This is a genomic window from Tannerella forsythia 92A2 (genome assembly GCF_000238215.1).
Lineage (GTDB): Bacteria > Bacteroidota > Bacteroidia > Bacteroidales > Tannerellaceae > Tannerella > Tannerella forsythia.
This window is the reverse complement of sequence record NC_016610.1, coordinates 1,347,398-1,365,401: the sequence shown is the minus strand read 5'-3', so window position 1 is coordinate 1,365,401 and position 18,004 is coordinate 1,347,398. Positions and strand designations below refer to the sequence as shown.

At 51.7% G+C, this 18,004-nt stretch carries 29 protein-coding genes; 9 read left to right on the top strand and 20 right to left on the bottom strand.

The genetic code is table 11. The annotated features are described in order from the left end of the window. Positions 1–103: 103 nt before the first annotated feature. The 7 genes from BFO_RS16400 to BFO_RS14040 form a co-directional block, all read right to left on the bottom strand. A complete protein-coding gene (locus BFO_RS16400) occupies positions 104–235 on the bottom strand; it encodes a hypothetical protein (protein WP_014224654.1) in 132 nt (43 codons plus the stop codon). A 76-nt stretch (positions 236–311) separates the two neighbouring features. Further along, entirely contained in the window at positions 312–521 is a 210-nt protein-coding gene (locus tag BFO_RS16620; protein ID WP_014224653.1) for a PLDc N-terminal domain-containing protein, read from the bottom strand. Between the two features lie 84 nt (positions 522–605). Then, the gene (locus BFO_RS16395) at positions 606–737 is read right to left on the bottom strand and encodes a hypothetical protein (RefSeq protein WP_256122186.1); all 132 of its coding nucleotides are present in this window, start codon (positions 735–737) and stop codon (positions 606–608) included. A gap of 774 nt (positions 738–1,511) precedes the next feature. Beyond that, complete coding sequence (locus BFO_RS05560) at positions 1,512–1,664, bottom strand: hypothetical protein (RefSeq protein ID WP_157755296.1); 153 nt, start codon at positions 1,662–1,664, stop codon at positions 1,512–1,514. 13 nt (positions 1,665–1,677) lie between these two features. Then, a complete protein-coding gene (locus BFO_RS15555) occupies positions 1,678–1,842 on the bottom strand; it encodes a hypothetical protein (RefSeq protein ID WP_014224649.1) in 165 nt (54 codons plus the stop codon). Between the two features lie 334 nt (positions 1,843–2,176). Continuing rightward, positions 2,177–2,359 (bottom strand): hypothetical protein, encoded by a 183-nt coding sequence (locus BFO_RS05555; protein ID WP_014224647.1) that lies wholly within the window; start codon positions 2,357–2,359, stop codon positions 2,177–2,179. 510 nt (positions 2,360–2,869) lie between these two features. Continuing rightward, positions 2,870–3,061, bottom strand: a complete 192-nt coding sequence (locus tag BFO_RS14040; protein WP_014224645.1) for a hypothetical protein — start codon at positions 3,059–3,061, stop codon at positions 2,870–2,872. 456 nt (positions 3,062–3,517) lie between these two features. Between BFO_RS14040 and BFO_RS14900 the strand changes: the two genes are divergently transcribed. The 9 genes from BFO_RS14900 (at position 3,518) to BFO_RS05510 (ending at position 7,165) form a co-directional block, all read left to right on the top strand. Continuing rightward, positions 3,518–3,733 (top strand): hypothetical protein, encoded by a 216-nt coding sequence (locus tag BFO_RS14900; protein WP_007366490.1) that lies wholly within the window; start codon positions 3,518–3,520, stop codon positions 3,731–3,733. Between the two features lie 11 nt (positions 3,734–3,744). Beyond that, a complete protein-coding gene (locus tag BFO_RS05545) occupies positions 3,745–3,966 on the top strand; it encodes a hypothetical protein (RefSeq protein WP_007366491.1) in 222 nt (73 codons plus the stop codon). A gap of 13 nt (positions 3,967–3,979) precedes the next feature. Beyond that, entirely contained in the window at positions 3,980–4,402 is a 423-nt protein-coding gene (locus BFO_RS05540; protein WP_007366492.1) for a PcfK-like family protein, read from the top strand. A gap of 2 nt (positions 4,403–4,404) precedes the next feature. Beyond that, on the top strand, positions 4,405–5,694 hold the full coding sequence (locus tag BFO_RS05535; RefSeq protein WP_014224642.1) for a PcfJ domain-containing protein: 1,290 nt from the start codon (positions 4,405–4,407) through the stop codon (positions 5,692–5,694). A 24-nt stretch (positions 5,695–5,718) separates the two neighbouring features. Beyond that, positions 5,719–5,976: a hypothetical protein gene (locus tag BFO_RS05530; RefSeq protein WP_007366494.1), complete on the top strand. Its 258-nt coding sequence runs from the start codon at positions 5,719–5,721 to the stop codon at positions 5,974–5,976. 20 nt (positions 5,977–5,996) lie between these two features. Then, positions 5,997–6,230, top strand: coding sequence for a DUF3873 domain-containing protein (locus tag BFO_RS05525; protein ID WP_014224641.1), 234 nt, complete (start codon positions 5,997–5,999; stop codon positions 6,228–6,230). After that, a complete protein-coding gene (locus tag BFO_RS05520) occupies positions 6,227–6,472 on the top strand; it encodes a DUF6956 domain-containing protein (RefSeq protein WP_007366496.1) in 246 nt (81 codons plus the stop codon). The genes BFO_RS05525 and BFO_RS05520 overlap by 4 nt, the downstream gene beginning before the upstream one ends. Positions 6,473–6,517: 45 nt before the next feature. After that, on the top strand, positions 6,518–6,826 hold the full coding sequence (locus tag BFO_RS05515) for a hypothetical protein (protein WP_007366497.1): 309 nt from the start codon (positions 6,518–6,520) through the stop codon (positions 6,824–6,826). A gap of 117 nt (positions 6,827–6,943) precedes the next feature. Further along, positions 6,944–7,165 carry a DUF7688 family protein gene (locus BFO_RS05510; RefSeq protein ID WP_007366498.1) on the top strand — a complete coding sequence of 74 codons (222 nt, stop codon included), beginning with the start codon at positions 6,944–6,946 and terminating at the stop codon, positions 7,163–7,165. Positions 7,166–7,228: 63 nt separating this feature from the next. Here the strand turns inward: BFO_RS05510 and BFO_RS05505 are convergent, their stop codons facing one another. The 13 genes from BFO_RS05505 to BFO_RS05445 are packed head-to-tail and all read right to left on the bottom strand — an operon-like array spanning position 7,229 to position 18,004. Next, entirely contained in the window at positions 7,229–7,756 is a 528-nt protein-coding gene (locus tag BFO_RS05505) for a glycoside hydrolase family protein (RefSeq protein WP_007366499.1), read from the bottom strand. Further along, entirely contained in the window at positions 7,753–8,256 is a 504-nt protein-coding gene (locus tag BFO_RS05500; protein WP_007366500.1) for a DUF3872 domain-containing protein, read from the bottom strand. The genes BFO_RS05505 and BFO_RS05500 overlap by 4 nt, the downstream gene beginning before the upstream one ends. Before the next feature lie 25 nt (positions 8,257–8,281). Further along, positions 8,282–9,151, bottom strand: coding sequence for a toprim domain-containing protein (locus BFO_RS05495; RefSeq protein WP_007366501.1), 870 nt, complete (start codon positions 9,149–9,151; stop codon positions 8,282–8,284). Positions 9,152–9,159: 8 nt separating this feature from the next. Beyond that, on the bottom strand, positions 9,160–9,735 hold the full coding sequence (locus BFO_RS05490; protein WP_007366502.1) for a conjugal transfer protein TraO: 576 nt from the start codon (positions 9,733–9,735) through the stop codon (positions 9,160–9,162). A gap of 2 nt (positions 9,736–9,737) precedes the next feature. Beyond that, a complete protein-coding gene (gene traN, locus BFO_RS05485) occupies positions 9,738–10,724 on the bottom strand; it encodes a conjugative transposon protein TraN (protein WP_007366503.1) in 987 nt (328 codons plus the stop codon). A 55-nt stretch (positions 10,725–10,779) separates the two neighbouring features. Next, entirely contained in the window at positions 10,780–12,129 is a 1,350-nt protein-coding gene (traM, locus tag BFO_RS05480) for a conjugative transposon protein TraM (RefSeq protein WP_007366504.1), read from the bottom strand. Continuing rightward, entirely contained in the window at positions 12,110–12,418 is a 309-nt protein-coding gene (locus BFO_RS05475) for a TraL conjugative transposon family protein (protein WP_007366505.1), read from the bottom strand. Before BFO_RS05475 ends, traM begins: the two co-directional genes overlap by 20 nt. 6 nt (positions 12,419–12,424) lie before the next feature. Next, a complete protein-coding gene (gene traK, locus BFO_RS05470; protein ID WP_007366506.1) occupies positions 12,425–13,048 on the bottom strand; it encodes a conjugative transposon protein TraK in 624 nt (207 codons plus the stop codon). Positions 13,049–13,079: 31 nt separating this feature from the next. Further along, entirely contained in the window at positions 13,080–14,084 is a 1,005-nt protein-coding gene (gene traJ, locus BFO_RS05465; RefSeq protein ID WP_007366507.1) for a conjugative transposon protein TraJ, read from the bottom strand. Positions 14,085–14,087: 3 nt separating this feature from the next. Next, complete coding sequence (locus tag BFO_RS05460) at positions 14,088–14,717, bottom strand: DUF4141 domain-containing protein (RefSeq protein ID WP_007366508.1); 630 nt, start codon at positions 14,715–14,717, stop codon at positions 14,088–14,090. Positions 14,718–14,740: 23 nt separating this feature from the next. Then, entirely contained in the window at positions 14,741–15,121 is a 381-nt protein-coding gene (locus BFO_RS05455; RefSeq protein WP_007366509.1) for a DUF3876 domain-containing protein, read from the bottom strand. A 49-nt stretch (positions 15,122–15,170) separates the two neighbouring features. Further along, positions 15,171–17,675, bottom strand: coding sequence for a TraG family conjugative transposon ATPase (locus tag BFO_RS05450; RefSeq protein ID WP_005850488.1), 2,505 nt, complete (start codon positions 17,673–17,675; stop codon positions 15,171–15,173). Next, positions 17,672–18,004 carry a DUF4133 domain-containing protein gene (locus BFO_RS05445; protein ID WP_007366512.1) on the bottom strand — a complete coding sequence of 111 codons (333 nt, stop codon included), beginning with the start codon at positions 18,002–18,004 and terminating at the stop codon, positions 17,672–17,674. The genes BFO_RS05450 and BFO_RS05445 overlap by 4 nt, the downstream gene beginning before the upstream one ends.

The following is an 18,004-nucleotide window of genomic DNA, read 5'->3' as shown; positions in this document are numbered from 1 at the left end:
GCATATCCTCTTAAGTTCTATGAGAATAAATAAGATTATGGGGCAAGGGTAAACGTTAAAGAACAAATTAACGCATCGCGCCCCACCCTCATTCTCCAGCCGATTATAACATATTCATGCAAAAATCCATGCCGGCTTTAAAAGCTGCGACACTCTCGGGTAAGTTCCGGATGATATCGTACAACACCCATACCCCAAGGGTGATCAAGGCTGTTTTCCAAATTGTTTTTTTCATGTCCTGGATTGATATTTTGTGTTTTATTTCTTTGGTTTGTAAAAGAGTAATTTTCAAAACAATGTCTTGTAAGAAACTAAACGGAGCATCTTCGTCTTAAGTGACGATTCTTTATTGCATAATATATCGATACTCCTAACAATGGTAAAAGAAGAATAAGGCATACCATAACCACCTTATACAGTACACTACGCTTTTTTTCATAACGCAGCAAGTCATAAATTGCCAAACAGTCGGCTGCAATAATTAACGACAATACAATGAGGTTAAATAATTGTCTTTCCATTACTGTTCTGTTTTAATAATTAATTCGGTTGAAGAACATGAAGCCAAAGAATTCAATTACTCTTAAGAATAGCATTCAATGCGCTTACCCCGCAGCCAAAGCTTGTCCGAATTGGTATGCTATTTCACCGGCCACATAAATGATAATGGACAGGCAGAATAAAATCACCAATGCCTTATCCGCATTCGATTCTTTGTTAAAAATACACCGTTTCATACGTTTCATTTTTTATTGTTAAACATTCATTGATGCGAAATTAAAAAGAAGATTTCAATTATCCAATTCCGATTCGAAAAAAATAATTCGCACAGATCATCAAAACGTATTCAGTTATGCCCTTTCATAACGCGTCCGTATTGGCACAATGTAATGCGTTTCGATTGTCCGAAAAGGCGGCAAGTGGCCGGAGAAGTAAATCGGTCACTCTCCGGTCAAAAACATCACATCCTGTCTTGCCGAGTAAACCCTGAAATCATCGGATAAGTGCTGCACTTTCACGAAACAAAATCAGAGTGTAATAAGCATGCTTAAAATCAACAAGACCAGCGAACATGCCAACAATGCATATTTTATCTTCTTATTCTTGCATCGTATAGCCAATACAAGAATGCATGAGGCACTAGCTATAAATAACATCTTTCTCTTTTCTCTTCTTTTTAATTATACTTGTTTTATTTTATTTCCGTAATCGGCTCTATTTTTTTATCCATACCGCAAAACCTTTGTGCTTACTTATATCATTTTAATTAATAAGGTGAAGGCTCGTAAGAACCGATATAAAAAAGCAAATTGGGGGAAGTTTTTATACGGAAAACTCCCCCAATTCTTCAAACATTGTTTTTCCCTTTTAGCCTCCAGCCATAGCAGCTCCGATTTGGAAAGCAACTTGTCCTGCCACGTAGATTACAATTGAAAGGTAGAACATGATTGTTAACGCTTGCTTAGCGTTCGATTGTCTGTTTCCTTCTAAACTCTTCATGACCGGAAAATTTATCGCATTGATTTCCCTATTTGATAGGCGATCTCTCCTGCAAACCACACTACAGTACAGACTGCAGCAAGAGTTGTGATAACAACACCACCATCAACATTTTCCATTTCCGACAATGGCATTTCTGCCATAATTTCTTTCTTTGTTTCCATATTCTTTTCTTTATTACTTACCCAACAATCCATCTTCGAATCTACCTGCAATAAATGCACCTCCCGGAGATATTAAATACATCCACCATTTCACAAAACGTCCGCCATTGACTTCCGTCATTTCACTCTCACTCATCACTTCCACTGCGTAAGTGGATTCATTCCGTTTTTCTTTCATTTTCTTTAAAATTTAATTGATTAATAAAATCTATGAAGGCTTAATGCCTCTTTTCTTCCCTGTTTCATTTCATCCTTTTGCCGTTCCCGTTTTGCGCTCTTTCTCTTTTAAAAGCCCTTCCAAAAGGACTCGCGTTTTTCTTTATACCGGTTTCCGAAAAACACGTGTCCTCTCAGAGAGGGTGCATGCGCATGCGGGATTTGAACATAAAAATTACATTAATAAATAACTAACTATTATTATCACATCTAATGATCCTTTGTTTTCTTATATTCCGACAGCAAAGGTAAAACCGCTTTTTCGAGCCTTGTGTTAACGCTACGTTATCTTTACGTTAATTTTTCGGGATATAAATCCTGATAATTTCTCCATCTACAACAATGTACTCCCAGTCTCCGCCCTCAATCATCTCCAGTTCACGGTTTGTCAGAGCGGTCAGATATCCATCCGGTACTTGCGCCATCGCATTCTTTTTTGCAGTGCCTCTTCTGCATACATTAAATACATTTTCTTTCATGTCTGTTTACTTTTTATTGTTTTTGATACGGCAAAGATACAGCCTCCGAATTTCATGCAATGTTAAGGCTATGTTATCTAAGGTTATGTGTAGGTTAATTTTTTTTGCCTGAAAAATTTGCGCGATAAAAAAAAATTTTACATCTTTGTGCAAAGAAGTTACGAAAAGAGTGTAATTTATTGGAACTGAGCGTAGGTTAATTGCTCATGATAGTAATAGGTTACGATTTAGTTAGTTATCTACTGCATCATCCTTCTGCGCGTTGCGTAACCTTCAAAGAACTCTTCGTATGCAAAAGTAACAATAAAACGGGAGATTTTGAAATGAATCTCCCTAATTTTTTCTTCTCATACAAGTTTTTCCGTAAAAGCGGTTTTGTCCGTCGGCACACCATCGCCCAAAAGGATTTTGGTCGAACGTATGCCGACTACGCATAAGCGGAGAAAAGGGCTTTGCCTCACGCCTAAACAACAGTTTAGACTAATGATGCAAGGCCCATTTCTTTTGTGCTTATGCCAAAGAGGTGCTTTTACGGGTTTCTGACGATTTTTCTTTTTCCACTGTTCCTTTGAGCCGTAAGCGGAAAGCCGTGTCTGACCGCCCGATCCATAAATGGAACAAGCCGTCACACACGGCAGGCAAACCGGGAAGAATGATTTTATCCGTCCGACCGTACACGCTCGGCCAGACATATAAAATCATACTTCCTTGCCGGTGGTTTGCCCGGTTTCACGCCTCCGGCTATGTCCCTTTTCCTTTTGGCGTTTTCCCTTTTTTACGGATTTCTCTTTTGAAGTTTTCCTGTCCAATCTGCCTCCACTTCCGTTTACCTCCATTTTCGCGTCTTTCAGTGAGCCGCATCAGATAGTCATTTCCGTTCTGGGCGCAAAGGTAATTCCGGGATTGGACGGGAATGCAAGGTCAAGCCTCCTGTTTTCGGAAAAAATCTCCAGCCCTGCGGGTAGTATTTTTCCCGAAAAACCTTGCATTCCCTAATCCCTACCTTTTCAAGCACCCGAAACGAAAACGACCGATGCGACAGAAAGACGCATAAAAAAAATGTCGGATAAACGAGAGGCAGATAAGATAGTTTGAAACTCAACTCCCTCAGCTCTTGAATCCGCATTAAAAAACAAAAAAATCAAAAACAGCGAAGATATGACGGCAACGGCAAATTTCAGACAAATGGCGCAGTACATAGGGCTTGCGATATGCGGCTTGATGGTACGCACCGCCTTCGGGATGTTCGGCATCTTTTGGGGCATTATTAGAGAGATTGTAAACGGAGTGTTCCGAGTGGCGATAGGTGTAATCGTGGCTATCCTTTCCACTATTGCCTTCTTCGGCTTCATCCTTTGGTTATTCACCCTTTAACCCCTACTGACATGGCAAAGAGAAGCAGCAAAACGGCAGCGCAGCAGTGCAGATACTACGAGGTGGACAACATCTTCGTGTACATGGTGGAAACGTACATCAACGGCAACATATCCGTGTTCCGTGAACTCTACCGAGAACTGAACAAGGACGCACGGAGGGACTTTACAGACTTCCTTCTGAGCGAGGTAGAGCCGACCTATTGGAGAGAAATACTGAAACAGACAATCTAAAAAAGACAGCGATATGAAAGGAACAGAACATTTCAAGAGAACGATACAGATGTATCTGGAGCAGCGTGCAGCGGAAGATACGCTCTTTGCGAGGAACTACCGCAACCCTGCCAAGAACATAGACGATTGTGTCACCTACATTCTCAACTACGTGCAGCGGAGCGGTTGCAACGGCTTCACGGACGGGGAGATATTCGGGCAAGCCGTCCACTACTATGACGAGAACGAGATAGAGGTAGGCAAGCCCATTCAGTGCCAAGTGGCGGTGAACCACGTTGTGGAACTCACGGCAGAGGAAAAGGCGGAAGCACGGCAGAACGCAGTCCGCAGATACCAAGAGGAGGAACTCCGCAAGTTGCAGAACCGCAGCAAGCCGAGAACCGCCACCAAAGCGACCGCACAAGAAGTACAACAACCCAACCTATTCAATTTCTGATTATGAAACCGAGAACACCCATACAGCAGGAAGTCGCACGATTGAGCGAGCGACTGCCGAAATTGACCGCCACACAGAGGGCTTACGCTTTCCGCCATTGCTTCAAACATTACGCCATCAAGAGGGCGGACGGCACGAACATCTGCACCGAGTGCGGACATTCGTGGAGGAGTGAACACAACCTTGCGGACACCGTTTGCGGATGCACCTGCCCGCATTGCGGCATGGAGTTGGAAGCGTTGCGCACCCGAAAGAGCGTGTTCAGCGAGAACGAGTATTTCTGCATCATCACCACCTGCAAGCAGTACCAAGTGATACGCTTCTTCTTCGTCAAGTCCCAATACAAGGCAGGGCAGGCAGCCGGGTATTCCATTTATGAAGTGGTGCAAAGGTGGATTTCGCCCAAAGGCACAACCGTCACCATTGCCCGACTGCGTGGAATGTCCATACTTTACTACGACCTATGGGCGGAATACAGCGACATGGAGGTACGCAAGAACAACAAACTCCGTGCATACGATATAAACCCCGTCTGCACCTATCCCCGACAGCGTTTCATACCCGAACTGAAACGCAACGGCTTCAATGGCGAATACCACAACATACTGCCTTACGACCTTTTCACGGCTATCCTTTCCGACAGCCGAGCCGAAACGCTGTTGAAGGCAGGGCAATACCCCATGTTGCGCCACTATATCCGCAGTTCCTTTGACATAGAGAGGTATTGGGCATCCGTAAAGATATGTATCCGCAACGGCTACACCATTGCTGACGGCTCCATGTGGCGTGACACCATAGACCTCCTGCGGCATTTCGGCAAGGACACGAACAGCCCGAAGTACGTCTGTCCCTCCGACCTCAAAGCCGAACACGACAGACTTATGCACAAGCGCAACAAGGAGATAGAACGCAAGAAGTTGGAGGAACGCATCCGCCAAGCGAAGAAACACGAGAAGGCATACCGCAAACTCAAAGGCATATTCTTCGGCATCGCCTTCACGGACGGCACTTTGCAGGTGCGTGTGTTGGAGAGCGTTGCGGAGTTTGCAGCGGAAGGGACGGAACTGCACCATTGCGTGTTTTCCAACTCCTATTTCCTTGAAAAGAACTCTCTTATCCTATCCGCTACCATTGACGGCAAGCGCATAGAAACGGTGGAGGTTTCCTTGAAGACATTGGAAGTGGTGCAAAGTCGTGGCTTGCACAATTCCAATACCGAGTACCACGACCGCATTGTAAACCTTGTGAACAGCAACGTGAACCTTATCCGCCAGCGGATGGAAGCGGCATAGTATCAACCTATAATACCCAATAGTATGGAAGTAAAAATTGAAAGCATGGTTTGTCTGTGGGACGATAAAATCCCCACGATGTTCCTTGAATTTGTGAACCTCCTCACTCTTGCAACGAGTGAGGAGCAGTTAAGACGGAGTGTAAAGAACTTTGCCGAGAAGCACGGACTTGACAGGTTTTTCCTTTACGGCTTCGGTTCCCACCATTTCTACCTGCACCAACGCTACACGAGCGACCCCGAAATGGTGATGAAGAACAGAGTTTTGTCAGTACATTTTTAACCACCCTAAAATCAACGATTATGGCAACACGGATGACCATCAACGGAGTAAGCACCTGCACGGAAGCAGGTACGGAGAAATACGAGCGTTTCCCATTAGGTATCGGCAGACGCAAGCGGACACTTGTGCAGTACGACTACCGCCACCCCACAGACGGAGAGTTGTTCTCTTGTGTCAAACCCACATTGGACGAGTGCCGAGAAGCACGGGATGAGTGGCTCACGGCAAAGGAAGGAAAGGAGGACAGACGATGAACGCAGCCTATCAAACGCTGATAGTGAAGTTCAGTGAGCCTATCAAAGTATTGGACGGCATCTTTGACGATGCCGAAGCGTGGGGAGTTGATACCCTAAAAGGGTGGATAGACGACTACGAGAGCAGCAGGTTTACCGCCATCAACAGCCATACGGCAGTCATCACAAGCGAGTACAATATGGAGTGCCTGATGGAATGGTTGAAACGAAACACACCCATTGCCGAGATAACAGAATGTTAAACAAGTTGGCGGTGTCCGCACCGCCAACCTACAACCAAGAAAAGCATGATAGCGAAGACTATTTTACAGCAGATAGGCGGCAGACGCTTTGCCGCCATGACGGGAAGCAAGGACTTTATAGATATGGGTAACGGACTGCGCATGAGCCTTGCGAGGAACAAGACGAGTGCCAACCGCCTTGACATCATCTACGATGCCGGCTTAGACCTCTACAATATGCGTTTCTACCGCAGGACGTTCAGCAAAAAGACATTCGAGTGCAAGACGAAGGACATCGAAACACACGATGGCATATATTGCGATATGCTGGAAGAAATGTTCACGATGGTAACAGGACTCTACACCCATTTTTGAGTGGCGGCGGACAAAGCCGCCCTACTTTCTTTCGGTGAGCATGACGGCGGACAAAGAAAGTAGCAAAGAAACCGCTGTCCCAATCTACGATAGTATTCACAAAAACAAGTTTCAATCATGGAAGAAATCAGACAGAACGGAAAAATCATCCTGCACAGCGATGACGGAACAAGCATAAGGATGATTTTCAAAAACCTCACGGGCAGGATTTTTCAAGGTCAGGAATATGTGGAGTATATCCGGCATATCGCAATCGGGGAGATGGGATTTTCGCCCGGCATCATAGAGCATTGCAGGGACGGTGAAGTAATCGGCAAAGGAAAAATCCCGAATGTATGAAAAGCGGAAACTCCGATGAAGTTGCGGCTTCATCGGAGTTTCATTTGTCAGGCATTTGCCATGTTACGGAATGTACAGCAGCGCAAACTCCGCCTTTCTCCGTTTGAGCAGCATGGCGTGCCGTTTCCCCTTGTAGTTGCAGAAAGCGATATATTCCCGGTAAATGTTCCTGTCGCCCGCCTCCAATTTTCGGATCAGCGTGCTTTTGGGTATCTTCCCGCTCCCCAAAAGCCGGTATGGACCGACATTGTAGGCGAGCGTGGCAAGGAGCAGACTGTCACGCCCGAACTTACGGAACATGGCGCAGAACTTACGCAAGTCTTTCCGCAGGAGTGCGTCCGCCTGCCGCTTCGTCATGGTGCGTGCCGAATACCTTTCCCCCGGCTGCACCTGATGACCCCAGCCCACGTATGGGTGGTGTTTCTCCGAGTGCCAGCCTTCAAAATACTTCGTACAGCGAACCGCCCGCTCAAAAGGCGGCAGGCGGTAGATTGCCGCCTGCCTGTCCGTCCCCTTCCGACGGCTGTCCCGTGCGGACACGGAGCAGACCGCCAGCAGCGAACAGAGGATAGCCATGAATACACGCATCATCTTGGCAGAGGTTTGTAATTGCCTATGGGGATGACGGTCTGAATGTCGTCCTTCACGTTCCGGTTGTTGAAGTCAAATTCCAATTCGTAGGAATTTTTGAAATTGTCCTCCACCACCACGATGAAGTTGTGCGCCTCGTCGCCCTCAGCCGTATAGTACAGCCGGAACTTCTCGTTTTCGAGCAGGTAGCGGTCATTGGGCAGAAAAGTAATGCCGCCCGCCATTTTCAGCGTGCCTTCCCCTTCGAACTGGAAATACCGGATGGTGTAGAGCGTGTTGGCGTAATCGCCCGTCCTTTTCAGTTCACAGCGGATTTCCACCGTCTGCCCCTTTGTGACCTTGTTCGGTACGGGCATCGTTTCCACCGTGAACGGATAGGATTGCTGGATGTCCATGTCATCGTCACACGATGCGAGCGTGAGCGACACGGCGGCGAACAGGCAGAGTGCCAACGCCTTGAAGATGGATATTCTCTTGTTCTTGTTGTTCAGTATGTTCATTGTCCTTTGATTTTTAAGTTATTGTTCATTTCTTTTTTGCTGTCAGTTGCAGATACTCGTTCAAGTCCTTGCAACCGTCATAGAGTGCGGAACAGTTACAGACACGTCCGCCGTAGTGTCCTTTGAGGGCTTCCAGCGTCCTCCGCCCGGCTTCGTCACGGTCGAGGAAGCAGTCGATGCGCCCGTACCCGTCTAAGTGTTTTACCGCCTTACCCACGTTGGCGACGGAGTTCAGCACAAGGCTGTCGCCTGTTTCCAATCCAAGCGTGGCAGCGGAAAGGAAGTCCATAAATCCTTCAAATAAACTGCACACGCCAGTCGGAGAACTTTCCATTTTGACCAGCGACACATCCTTCGGCGGCACGCAACCCTTGAAATAACGGCTCCGGATTTCATAGCCGCCAACCACGTTCTGGAAACCGATTGCGAAATACCGTTTTCCACGCACGCCGTAGTTCAAGCGGCAGCAGTGACGGGATGCAACGGCATAAGGGATGCCCCGTTCCGCCAGATACTCTGTTAATGGTGAGCGGAGCAGTGGGACGGCTTCCACCCCCTCAAAGGCAGGTTCGGACGGTTCCGGCAGGTACAACGGCTTTTCCGATGCGACAAACGGCATACGGGCGGTTTCCGCTATGAATCTTGCCTGCGCCATGAAGTCACCGCTTCGGGCAAACTCCCCGGCAAGCGTGAAGATGTCACCGCCCTTGCCCAAACCGAAGTCGTACCAGAGCCGTTTCGCCACGTTCACACGGAAAGAGGGCGTGCGCTCACTGCGGTACGGCGCACGATACCAAAGTTCGTTTCCGCTCCTTCGGACAGGCTCATGCCCCAACCGCGCGAGAAAGTCCGCGAGGGATATTTGCCTCATGGTGTCTATATCCGTCCGTTCCATGCCGCGTGTCAGTTGATGACGAACTTGATGCCCACCCCGAATTGGGTATGGAACTTCTTCGTGTCGCCACCCCACAGGCAACGCTCCCGGAGGTTGGCGAGCAGGGCGATACGGTCAGCCACGTAAAACTCTACATCGAGCGTCAGCGCACCGCCGTAGATGAAGGCGTCCCGGTCGTGCAGTGTCGAACCGTCATGCAGCACTTTTTCGCCCCAATTCACCGATTCATACCCGGCGAGAGCCGAAGCCCCCGCATAGACGAACACGATTTTACGGGCATCGGAAAGTATCTTGAAATAGTAGCCGCCTTCCGCCGTGAACTGCGCCACAGGTATGGCGGTGTCCTTGTACGGGTTGTTTTTCAGGAGATACTCACCTCCGAACACCCATTTGTTCCCCTTCTTCGTGTAGGTGGAGAGAGCCGCCCCGAAACTGTACCCGCCGTCGTTGCCGCCGGGTTTGAAGCCGTCCGCCAGATTCGCCCTGACCTCGATGCCCTGCATCTTCGGCAGGCATCGCTGGGCGTGCGCCTGCCCCGTGAACAGGGCAAGCGACGCGATGATTATTGCGATGTACTTTCTCATGGTCAGCGCACTTGAAGTTCGTTGATGGTATTGGCGCGCACCAAGTCCTCGTTCTCGATCACGAAGGACTGGTGACGGCCGCCGTTCTTCTCGTTCAGCTCCACCACGAGGCACTTGCCGTCGGGTATGGTGAACTTCGCCATCGTGAAGACCGTGCGTTCGCTTTTTTTGCCCGGCACGAGCGTGGCGTAGTTCTGCGCGCGGAGCGGCAGGATGATACGCTCCTGCACGGCGGTACGCTTCGCCACCTTCTTGTCCACGATTTTCCATGTGATGTAGTCCACATCGAAAGGCACGTTGCTCTGGTTCTTGATTTCCGTGTGGAAATACAGAAGCCCGTTGTGCGTGTAGATGCCTTTCAGAAGGTACTGGATGCCGAAACGCTTGCAGCCGATATGCTTCACCTCACGTTTGTTCTGCTTGTGGATGGACTTCATGATAAGGCGCACCAGCATCGGACTTTCGCTGCCTAATTCTTTCAGGTAGATTTCCTGCGCGTTGTTCGGACGGTTCACCGCCTCGCCGTCATGGATGAAGTCGCACATCTCCACGTTGAGCAGCAGCGGTTCGGCGGCGTATTTCACGTTGAAGGTGTAGAAACTCCCGTCCTCCGTGATGACGGACATGTTGGTTTCGTTCGGGAAATTCCTCACGGTAGCCTTCACACGGATGACGTTCTCCGCTCCGTCGGCTTTGCCCGCAATCAGGTCGGGCGAGCCTAAATCGACATAGCGCACCTCCGCCGGGAAGATGACATGCACGGTCTTGTCGTAGGTCACTTCCAAGCCGTGCGGGGGAACCATGCGGTCAAAGCCCAGCTTTCTCGTCAGACCGTGATACAGGTCGCCGTCCGCCTCCTTCTGCGGATAGACCTCTTTTGTCAAGGTCAGTTCTTCACTTCCGTTGGTCGTTTCAACGGTTACGTTTTCCTGCGCGTTGGCAGTTGCGATGCCCATAGCGAGGGCAAACATCATGATTACTTTTCTCATTTTACTTTGAATTTAGTGGGTTGTTGTTATTGATTGGATTTCTTATGATTATACATCAGTTCTTCTCCTGATAGAGCATGACCCTGTACCCGGCTTTCAGATGCACTTTGACGGTGCGCATCTTCTTGGCAATGTACTGGCTCGTGCCTTGTATCAGCCCCTTGCCCAAGTCGGAGGCGAGCTGCGCCCCGGCATTGGTGGAGATGTTGATGCTACTGCCGAGCGAACCGCCCATGTTGGCGGCAACCTCCCTGACGGCGTTCATCTCCATCGAGTTGGGGATGAATATGCCGGGCTGCCCGTCCGTGTCATAGACCTCCAACTCCACCGGGATAACCGTACCGTCGTGTTCCAGCGAGGTGATTTCGATGCCGAGCCGTTCACCCTGAATCTTGGCTGCGCCGACCACCACCGCATTACGGGGGATGATCCGGTCTGCTACCGCCATCGGCTCCAACAGCCGCAACCTGACCGCCTGCCCGTCCGTCACGCTCTGCGCCCCATAGACGCATGCCGGTATGGTGTTCCTGTCCGGTACGGTTGTAACGCCCACCGCCGTGTTGAAACTGCGGTTGCGTTCCTGCGAGAAGGAAGCGACAAATTCGGCATTGCTCATGGGCTGTCCGAGCGAGGACACCACCTGATGCGTCACTTGCCTGACGGGTTTTGCCGTGTTCTTTCCGGTTTTCTGCACGGGGGACGGCTCTGCGGTCTGTCCCGCTGCCGCCTGCGTGCCGTTCTGACCGCCCATGTACTTCGCCGCCAGTTCGTAGGATTTTTCCATGAGTGCCACCTGCTCGTCCATCGTGGAGCTTCTCTCTTTTCCGCTTTCCAGTTCGGATTCGAGGGTGGCGATGCGTTCCAGCAGCTCGTCCATCTCCGCATTGTCGTTCTTCGGCTGCTCGTAGAAGTTGCCGAGCGTGGCATTGAGGTCACGGTAGGCGGCTGCCGAGGACTGGATGGTCTTCGGTGCTGGCTTCACCGCCTCTTCCGTTCCGCCGGGATTGGCAAGGTCGAAGTCGCTGTCCCCATCCGCTTCCACCGTTTCGCGGTCGAACAGGTCGCCCAACTGCTGCATGGCGCGGCTGCGGTTCTCCTGCCGTTCCTCCATTGCCCCCTGCTCGTAGGCTTTCGCCTTGTCACCGATAATCCGGCGGTTCTCCTTGTCCGCATCGGGCATCTCGATGTTGTAGCCGCTTGTTCCCGGCTCCTGCTCCTTGCCGGAGGACGGGGCGAATATCAGCCACATAGCCCCGATGAATACCAGCACCATAGCGGGAAGCACTATCATTTTCTGGCGTTTCAGCCGTTGGGCTTCGGTCAGCGGCTTGCGCTCCTTTTTCGGCTTGTCGTTGCCGGGAGCCGCCTTGTTTTCGTTCTTGGGTTCATTCTTCGTCTGTTCCATATAAATAAGGTATTACATTGTGATTGTTATCCGGCTTCACGGACAGTTCCACCTGTCCGGCATGGTCTATCTCCATCCGGCTGCCGTCATTCCTGCCGATGTCATAGACGGCTTTACCGAAGGTGTAGAGGGCAAGTGCGGCGAATGCGATGAGCATCGCCAGCACGATGCGCCTGCGTGTCTTCGGCGGCAAGCCGTCCAGATACCCTTTGAGCCGTTCCACCAGCATTTTCTTTTTGTCGTGGAGTTTCCAGTACGCACTCCACAGTGATTTCTTGATTTTCTTCATGTCCGTTTACCTTTTGATGGTTTGTAAATCTTTGTTCTCGATGATGGTGAATCCCTCGATGGTGAACCCGTTGGGGTTGTCGTCCGAACGGGACGAGTTCAAGAGGCGGCACGTGGTCACGAGGCTGCGCTCTGTGACGTTGCTCTGCCGGATGATTTTCTGCGTGGCGTAGGTCACGGTGCGGTAGGGATAGCCGTTGAAGTCGCACACCACGCTGTCCACCTTCAGCACTTGGTTGATGTTACCGGCGATGATGCGGTTGTAGTACCCCTTCTCGGCGAAGTCCGAATAGTAGTTGTACACGCTCTTGTCTGCCAGCAGCAACGCACGCTTCACGTTGTGTTCTATCGCGCTCTTTTCGGGCGAGAGCGTGAAGAACAGCTCGTGGAAGCGGCGCACATGCTCCCTCGCTTCCGCCGGACGGTTCTGCGAGAGGTCCTGCGAGAGTGCCAGCATCAGCGACTTGCCGTTGTCCAGCACATAGATCTTTTCCCGCTGCCGCTCCGCGAAGCGGTAGGAACTCCACACGCTCCATACCGTTATCACTGCGCACAGCGAGAGGAAGACGATACCGAACAGGCGTATCTGCCTGAACGATGATTCGATGTTTTTGAGTGACTTGAATTCCATTTTACTTTTTCCGTTTATAATTCCACATTGATTATTTCAGCAGTTTCCCGGCACGTCCGACCATGTTGCCTGCGGTAGCACCCGCCACGCTTCCCGCCATGCCTCCGGCGCGTCCCGCCATCTGGTTCACGTTGCGCCCGTAGCCGCCCATGCCCCCGGCTTGGATGATCCAGCCCGCCACCGTCGGAATGGTGAAGTAGCCGATGATGCCGATTATCATGAACACGATATACACCCCGTCGCTGGAATCCAGCGAGAAGTTGGGGTCGGTCTGCATGCGCTCGATGTCGCTCTGGAGCATCAACACCTGAATCTTGGCGAGTATGGTGCTGAATATGTCCGACACGGGCAGCCACAGATAGACCTGAATGTAGCGGCATATCCACTGCGTGAGCGTGCTTTGGAAGCCGTCCCACACCGATATGGCGAAGGCTATCGGACCGAGTATCGCCAGCACCACGAGGAAGAAGGTGCGGATGGTGTCTATCACGAGGGCGGCGGCTTGGAACATCAGTTCCAGTATCTCGCGGAAGAAGTCGCGGATGCCCTTCTTCATCTTGTACATCCCCCGGTCGATATACATCCCCGCCATCGTCACCATGTCGGAGGGCGACCAGCCCAATTCCTCCAGTTGCTTGTCAAACTCCTCGTTGGACACGAGGTAGGCGGTTTCGGGGTTGCGCACCATCGCCTCGTATTCCAGCCTGTCCTTCTGCTCCCGGTACTTGTTCATGTCCAAAGTCTGCGTTTCGAGCAGTTTCGCCGTACCCTGCACGACGGGCGAGAGGACGCTGTTTATCGTGCCAAGCACCACCGTAGGGAAGAACATGATGCACAGACCGACGGCAAAGGGACGGAGCATCGGGAAGACGTCTATCGGTTCGGCTCTCGCCAACGACTGCCATACCCGGTAGGCGACATAGAAGAGCGCGCCCAGCCCGGCGATGCCTTTCGCCACGCCCGCCATGTCGGCGCACAGCGGCATCATCTGCTCGTAGAGCGAGCGGAGAATCTGGTGAAGGTTGTCGAACTCCATAGGCTACCAGTATCTTTCGTTCATGCTCCCGTACAGCCCCATGATGCGGTCAAGGTCGTTTTTCTTCTTCGCACGCAGGTAGCTCACGCTGATATTCTTGTTGGTGTAGTAGCTCACGAGGTTGCGGTAACGCTTCATCTTGGAGTGGCAGCGTTCCACCACGTCCATGCGCTCCTTGTCCGTCATGGAGAGCGTGGTGATGTTCACCACGTTCTTCAACTCCGTAAGCACGTCATTGGATTCCTCCAGCAGCTTCGTGTACCCGAAGGCGATGGCTCCGAGTTCCTCCACCGTGAAGTTGTCGTCGCGCAGCATCTTCTGGAAGCTGGTCACGTAGATGTCCGTGATGTCGCCTACCATCAGTATGGTCTGCTGCACCTTGCGGGCGTCCTTGACCAGATTGTTCACGGATTTGAGGGCGTCGTAATACTTCTTGCCCTGCTCGTAGATTTTCACCGTTTCCTGAAAGTTATTCACCATGTTCGTGGCGGTCTTCGAGGTGTGGATGATGTTCTTCGAGGCATTGATGATGCCCTGCGCCAGATTGCCCGGATCGCTCACGACCCATTGGGCGGAAGCCCTGCCCGCGAGAAGCAGGCACAGGCAGATGACGAATGTTATTCTTGTTCTCATGTTTCTTTGGATTTTAGCGGTTCTTATTTTCCTGCCGGAGTTTCCGGCTGCGGCTTCACACGCACGTAGTCCCCGTTCGGTGAGAAGGTCAGCACGTCGGTGGCTTCGTTATACGCCACGTCGATGCGGAAGCCGGTGTTCATGAACAGGTTGCCGTTCTCCTCCTGCAAGAGGTAGGTTTCCGGTTTCAGCCTGCGGCGGATGCCGCTCCGTTTGAATACCGTCACCTTGTAGGCTTCGCCCTCCTTGTAGATAAGCACGTCGGGCTTGCCCTCCACGCTTTCCCAATTCCCGCACAGCAGGTCGCGGCGGTTCTCCGCCACGTCGCAGGATTGCAGCACCATGACCGCCAATCCGATCAGACACTTGCTGACTTGCAGCATCTTCATTCTTGATATGCTCATACGCTTTTCTTTTTTCGTTGATAAATCTGTTTTACCGATTATTGATTACTTACTGCTTGTTTCTCCGTCTTTCGGCAAGCTGTCGGATGGCGGCTTCGATGTCGCCGCCCAATTGCTCCGCCAGACGGTACACCTCCACCTTTTCCGTTTCCTCGGTGGTGTACGCCAGATACTCTTCCGCGCTCACCTCGGTGGCATAGACCGCCGACTGCGTGCCGCCCAAGCCTATCCACACCTCCTTGTAGAGCCGTGAGGGGTTGTTCGCCATGTTGATGGAGAGTATCTGCGACTTCTCCTTCTCCGTCAGTCCGAGCAACGCCTGAATCTGGTCGAACTTGTTCATGTACTTGCGCTGGTCAAGCAGGATTTTACAGTCCGAGTTGTTGATGATGCTCTCCTTGACGACGGGCGAGGAAATGATGTCGTCCACCTCCTGCGTCACCACGATTGCCTCACCGAAGTATTTGCGCACCGTCTTGTACATATAGCGCAGGTAATCAGCCATGTTCGCCGACGAGAGAGCCTTCCAAGCCTCTTCCACGATAAGCTGCTTTCTCACACCTTTCAGACGCCGCATCTTGTTGATGAAGGCTTCCATGATGATGATGGTCACTACCGGGAACAGTTCGCGGTTGTCCTTGATGGAATCGATCTCGAAGACGATGAACCGTTTGCCCAGCAGGTCGATGTTCTCCGCCGAGTTGAGCAGGAAGTCGTAGCGTCCGCCCCGGTAATACTGCCGCATGGTGGTGAGCATGTTGTCGATGTTGAAGTCCTCCTTCTCCACCTTGATGTCGCGTTCCGCCAGTTCCCTGCGGTAGTCGTCGCGCATGTACTCGTAGAAGGTGTTGAACGAGGGGACGATGCTCCGGTCAGCCCTGATGCGCTCGATGTAGGCACTCACGGCACTGCCCAATTCCCCGCTTTCGGTTTTCGTCACCTTGTCGTCCTCCGACTTCCAGAGCGTCAGCAGCAGCGTCTTTATGCTGTCCTTTTTCTCCACGTCGAACACGTAGTCGTCGGTATAGAACGGGTTGAAGCTGATGGGCTTCTCCTCCGTGTAGGTAAAATACACGCCGTCCGTGCCGCCCGTCTTGCGCCGTATCATCTCGCATAGCCCTTGATAGGAGTTTCCCGTGTCCACCAATACCACATGCGCGCCCTGCTCGTAGTATTGCCGCACGAGGTGGTTCATGAAGAACGACTTGCCACTGCCCGAAGGACCTAATACGAACTTGTTACGGTTCGTGGTGATGCCCCGCTTCATCGGCAGGTCACTGATGTCGAGGTGCAGCGGTTTTCCCGTGAGCCTGTCCACCATCTTGATGCCGAAGGGCGAGAGCGAGCTGCGGTAGTTGGTTTCCTCCGTGAAGAGGCACACCGCCTGTTCGATGAAGGTGTGGAAACTCTCTTCCGCCGGAAAGTCCGCCGCGTTGCCGGGCATAGCCGCCCAATAAAGTGTCGGGCAGTCGATGGTGTTGTGGCGCGGCACGCACTCCATGCTTGCCAGCTGGCTGCCCACGTCGTTCTTTATGTGCTTCAGCTCTTCCGCGTCGTCGCTCCACGCCATGACGTTGAAGTGCGCCCGCACCGAGGTCAGCCCGTAGGAGTGCGCCTCGTTCAGGTAGCGGTCTATCCACTCGCGGTTGATGCTGTTGCTCCGGCTGTATCGGGATAACGACTGCATATTCCTTGCGGACTTCTCGAATTTTTGAAGGTTCTCCTCGCTGTTGTCGATAATCACGTACTGGTTGTAAATGTGGTTGCAGGAGAGCAGCAGCCCCACCGGGGAGGCGAAGGAGAGGCGGCAGTCCGAGCGGTCGGTGGAGAGTTTCTCATACCGTGTGTCGGTAGCCACCGTGCCGGGAAGGTCTTCCGCGTCGGACAGGGTGTGCAGGCACAGGCGATTGTCGCCGATGCGCATCTCCCGTGCCGAGAGGTCTATGTCCTGTAACGTGGCGTCGCCTTCGGGCATGAGCGAGAAGTAACGCTCTATCAGTCCGGCTTTGCCGTCTGTCCCCACGATCTCGTCGGTGGAGAGGCGGCGCAGCCTGACAAAGCCGCTGTCGTTGATGATGCGCTCGAACTGTTCCGCAGCCTCCATGAACTTCGCGGCTGTTTCCTTGTCCAGTTCCTTCGGGATGATATGCCCCCGGCACAGCGTGCTGAAATTGCTCTGCATCCGGTTACGCTCCTTCGTCGTCTTGGTCAGGTAGAGGTAGCACGTGTGCTTCAGGTACGGTCGCTCGTTGAAGTGCCGCTCGAAAGAGCGGCTCAAAAAACTCATGTCGTCCTTGTGAAGTTCCGGCGTGTACTTCTCCTTGATGAACCAGTCCTGCTTGTGGACGACGGAGAAGTCCGGCAGCACCTTGATCGCCTTGCACCAGCAGCCGTGTATAGCCTCGTACTCCGCACCCGTCACGGTATAAAGCTCCGGCAGTTCCACCTCGAAAGCCACCGTGATGTCGGCGTCTTTGGAGATGATGCAACCTTGCTCCACCGCCAATAGCGGGAACTTGTTTTCCAGTGTTGTCATTTTGGATGTATTCCTCATGTCGTTTCTTCCTTTCGTTTCCGTTTGAATAATCGGGTGATCCGCCGCCGGTTGATAAGGTATCGGGGATGGCTCCTTGTTGCCCCTAATTTCATCAGTCCGTGTTCGCCGTACCGGGCGTTCAGCGCGAAGGTCTGCCATACGAGGATGGAAGACGATGCCACGCCGAAGCCGATACATACCCACTGGTCGATGCCGACCATGTAGAGGATGACGAACAGGACGAAGAGAGCCAGCAGACCTCCGCAGAAGATGAAGAGGTACTGAGCCTTCAAACCCTTGAACTCTACCGGACGGCCGATACCCTTGTTTATCGGGTATTCAGCCAT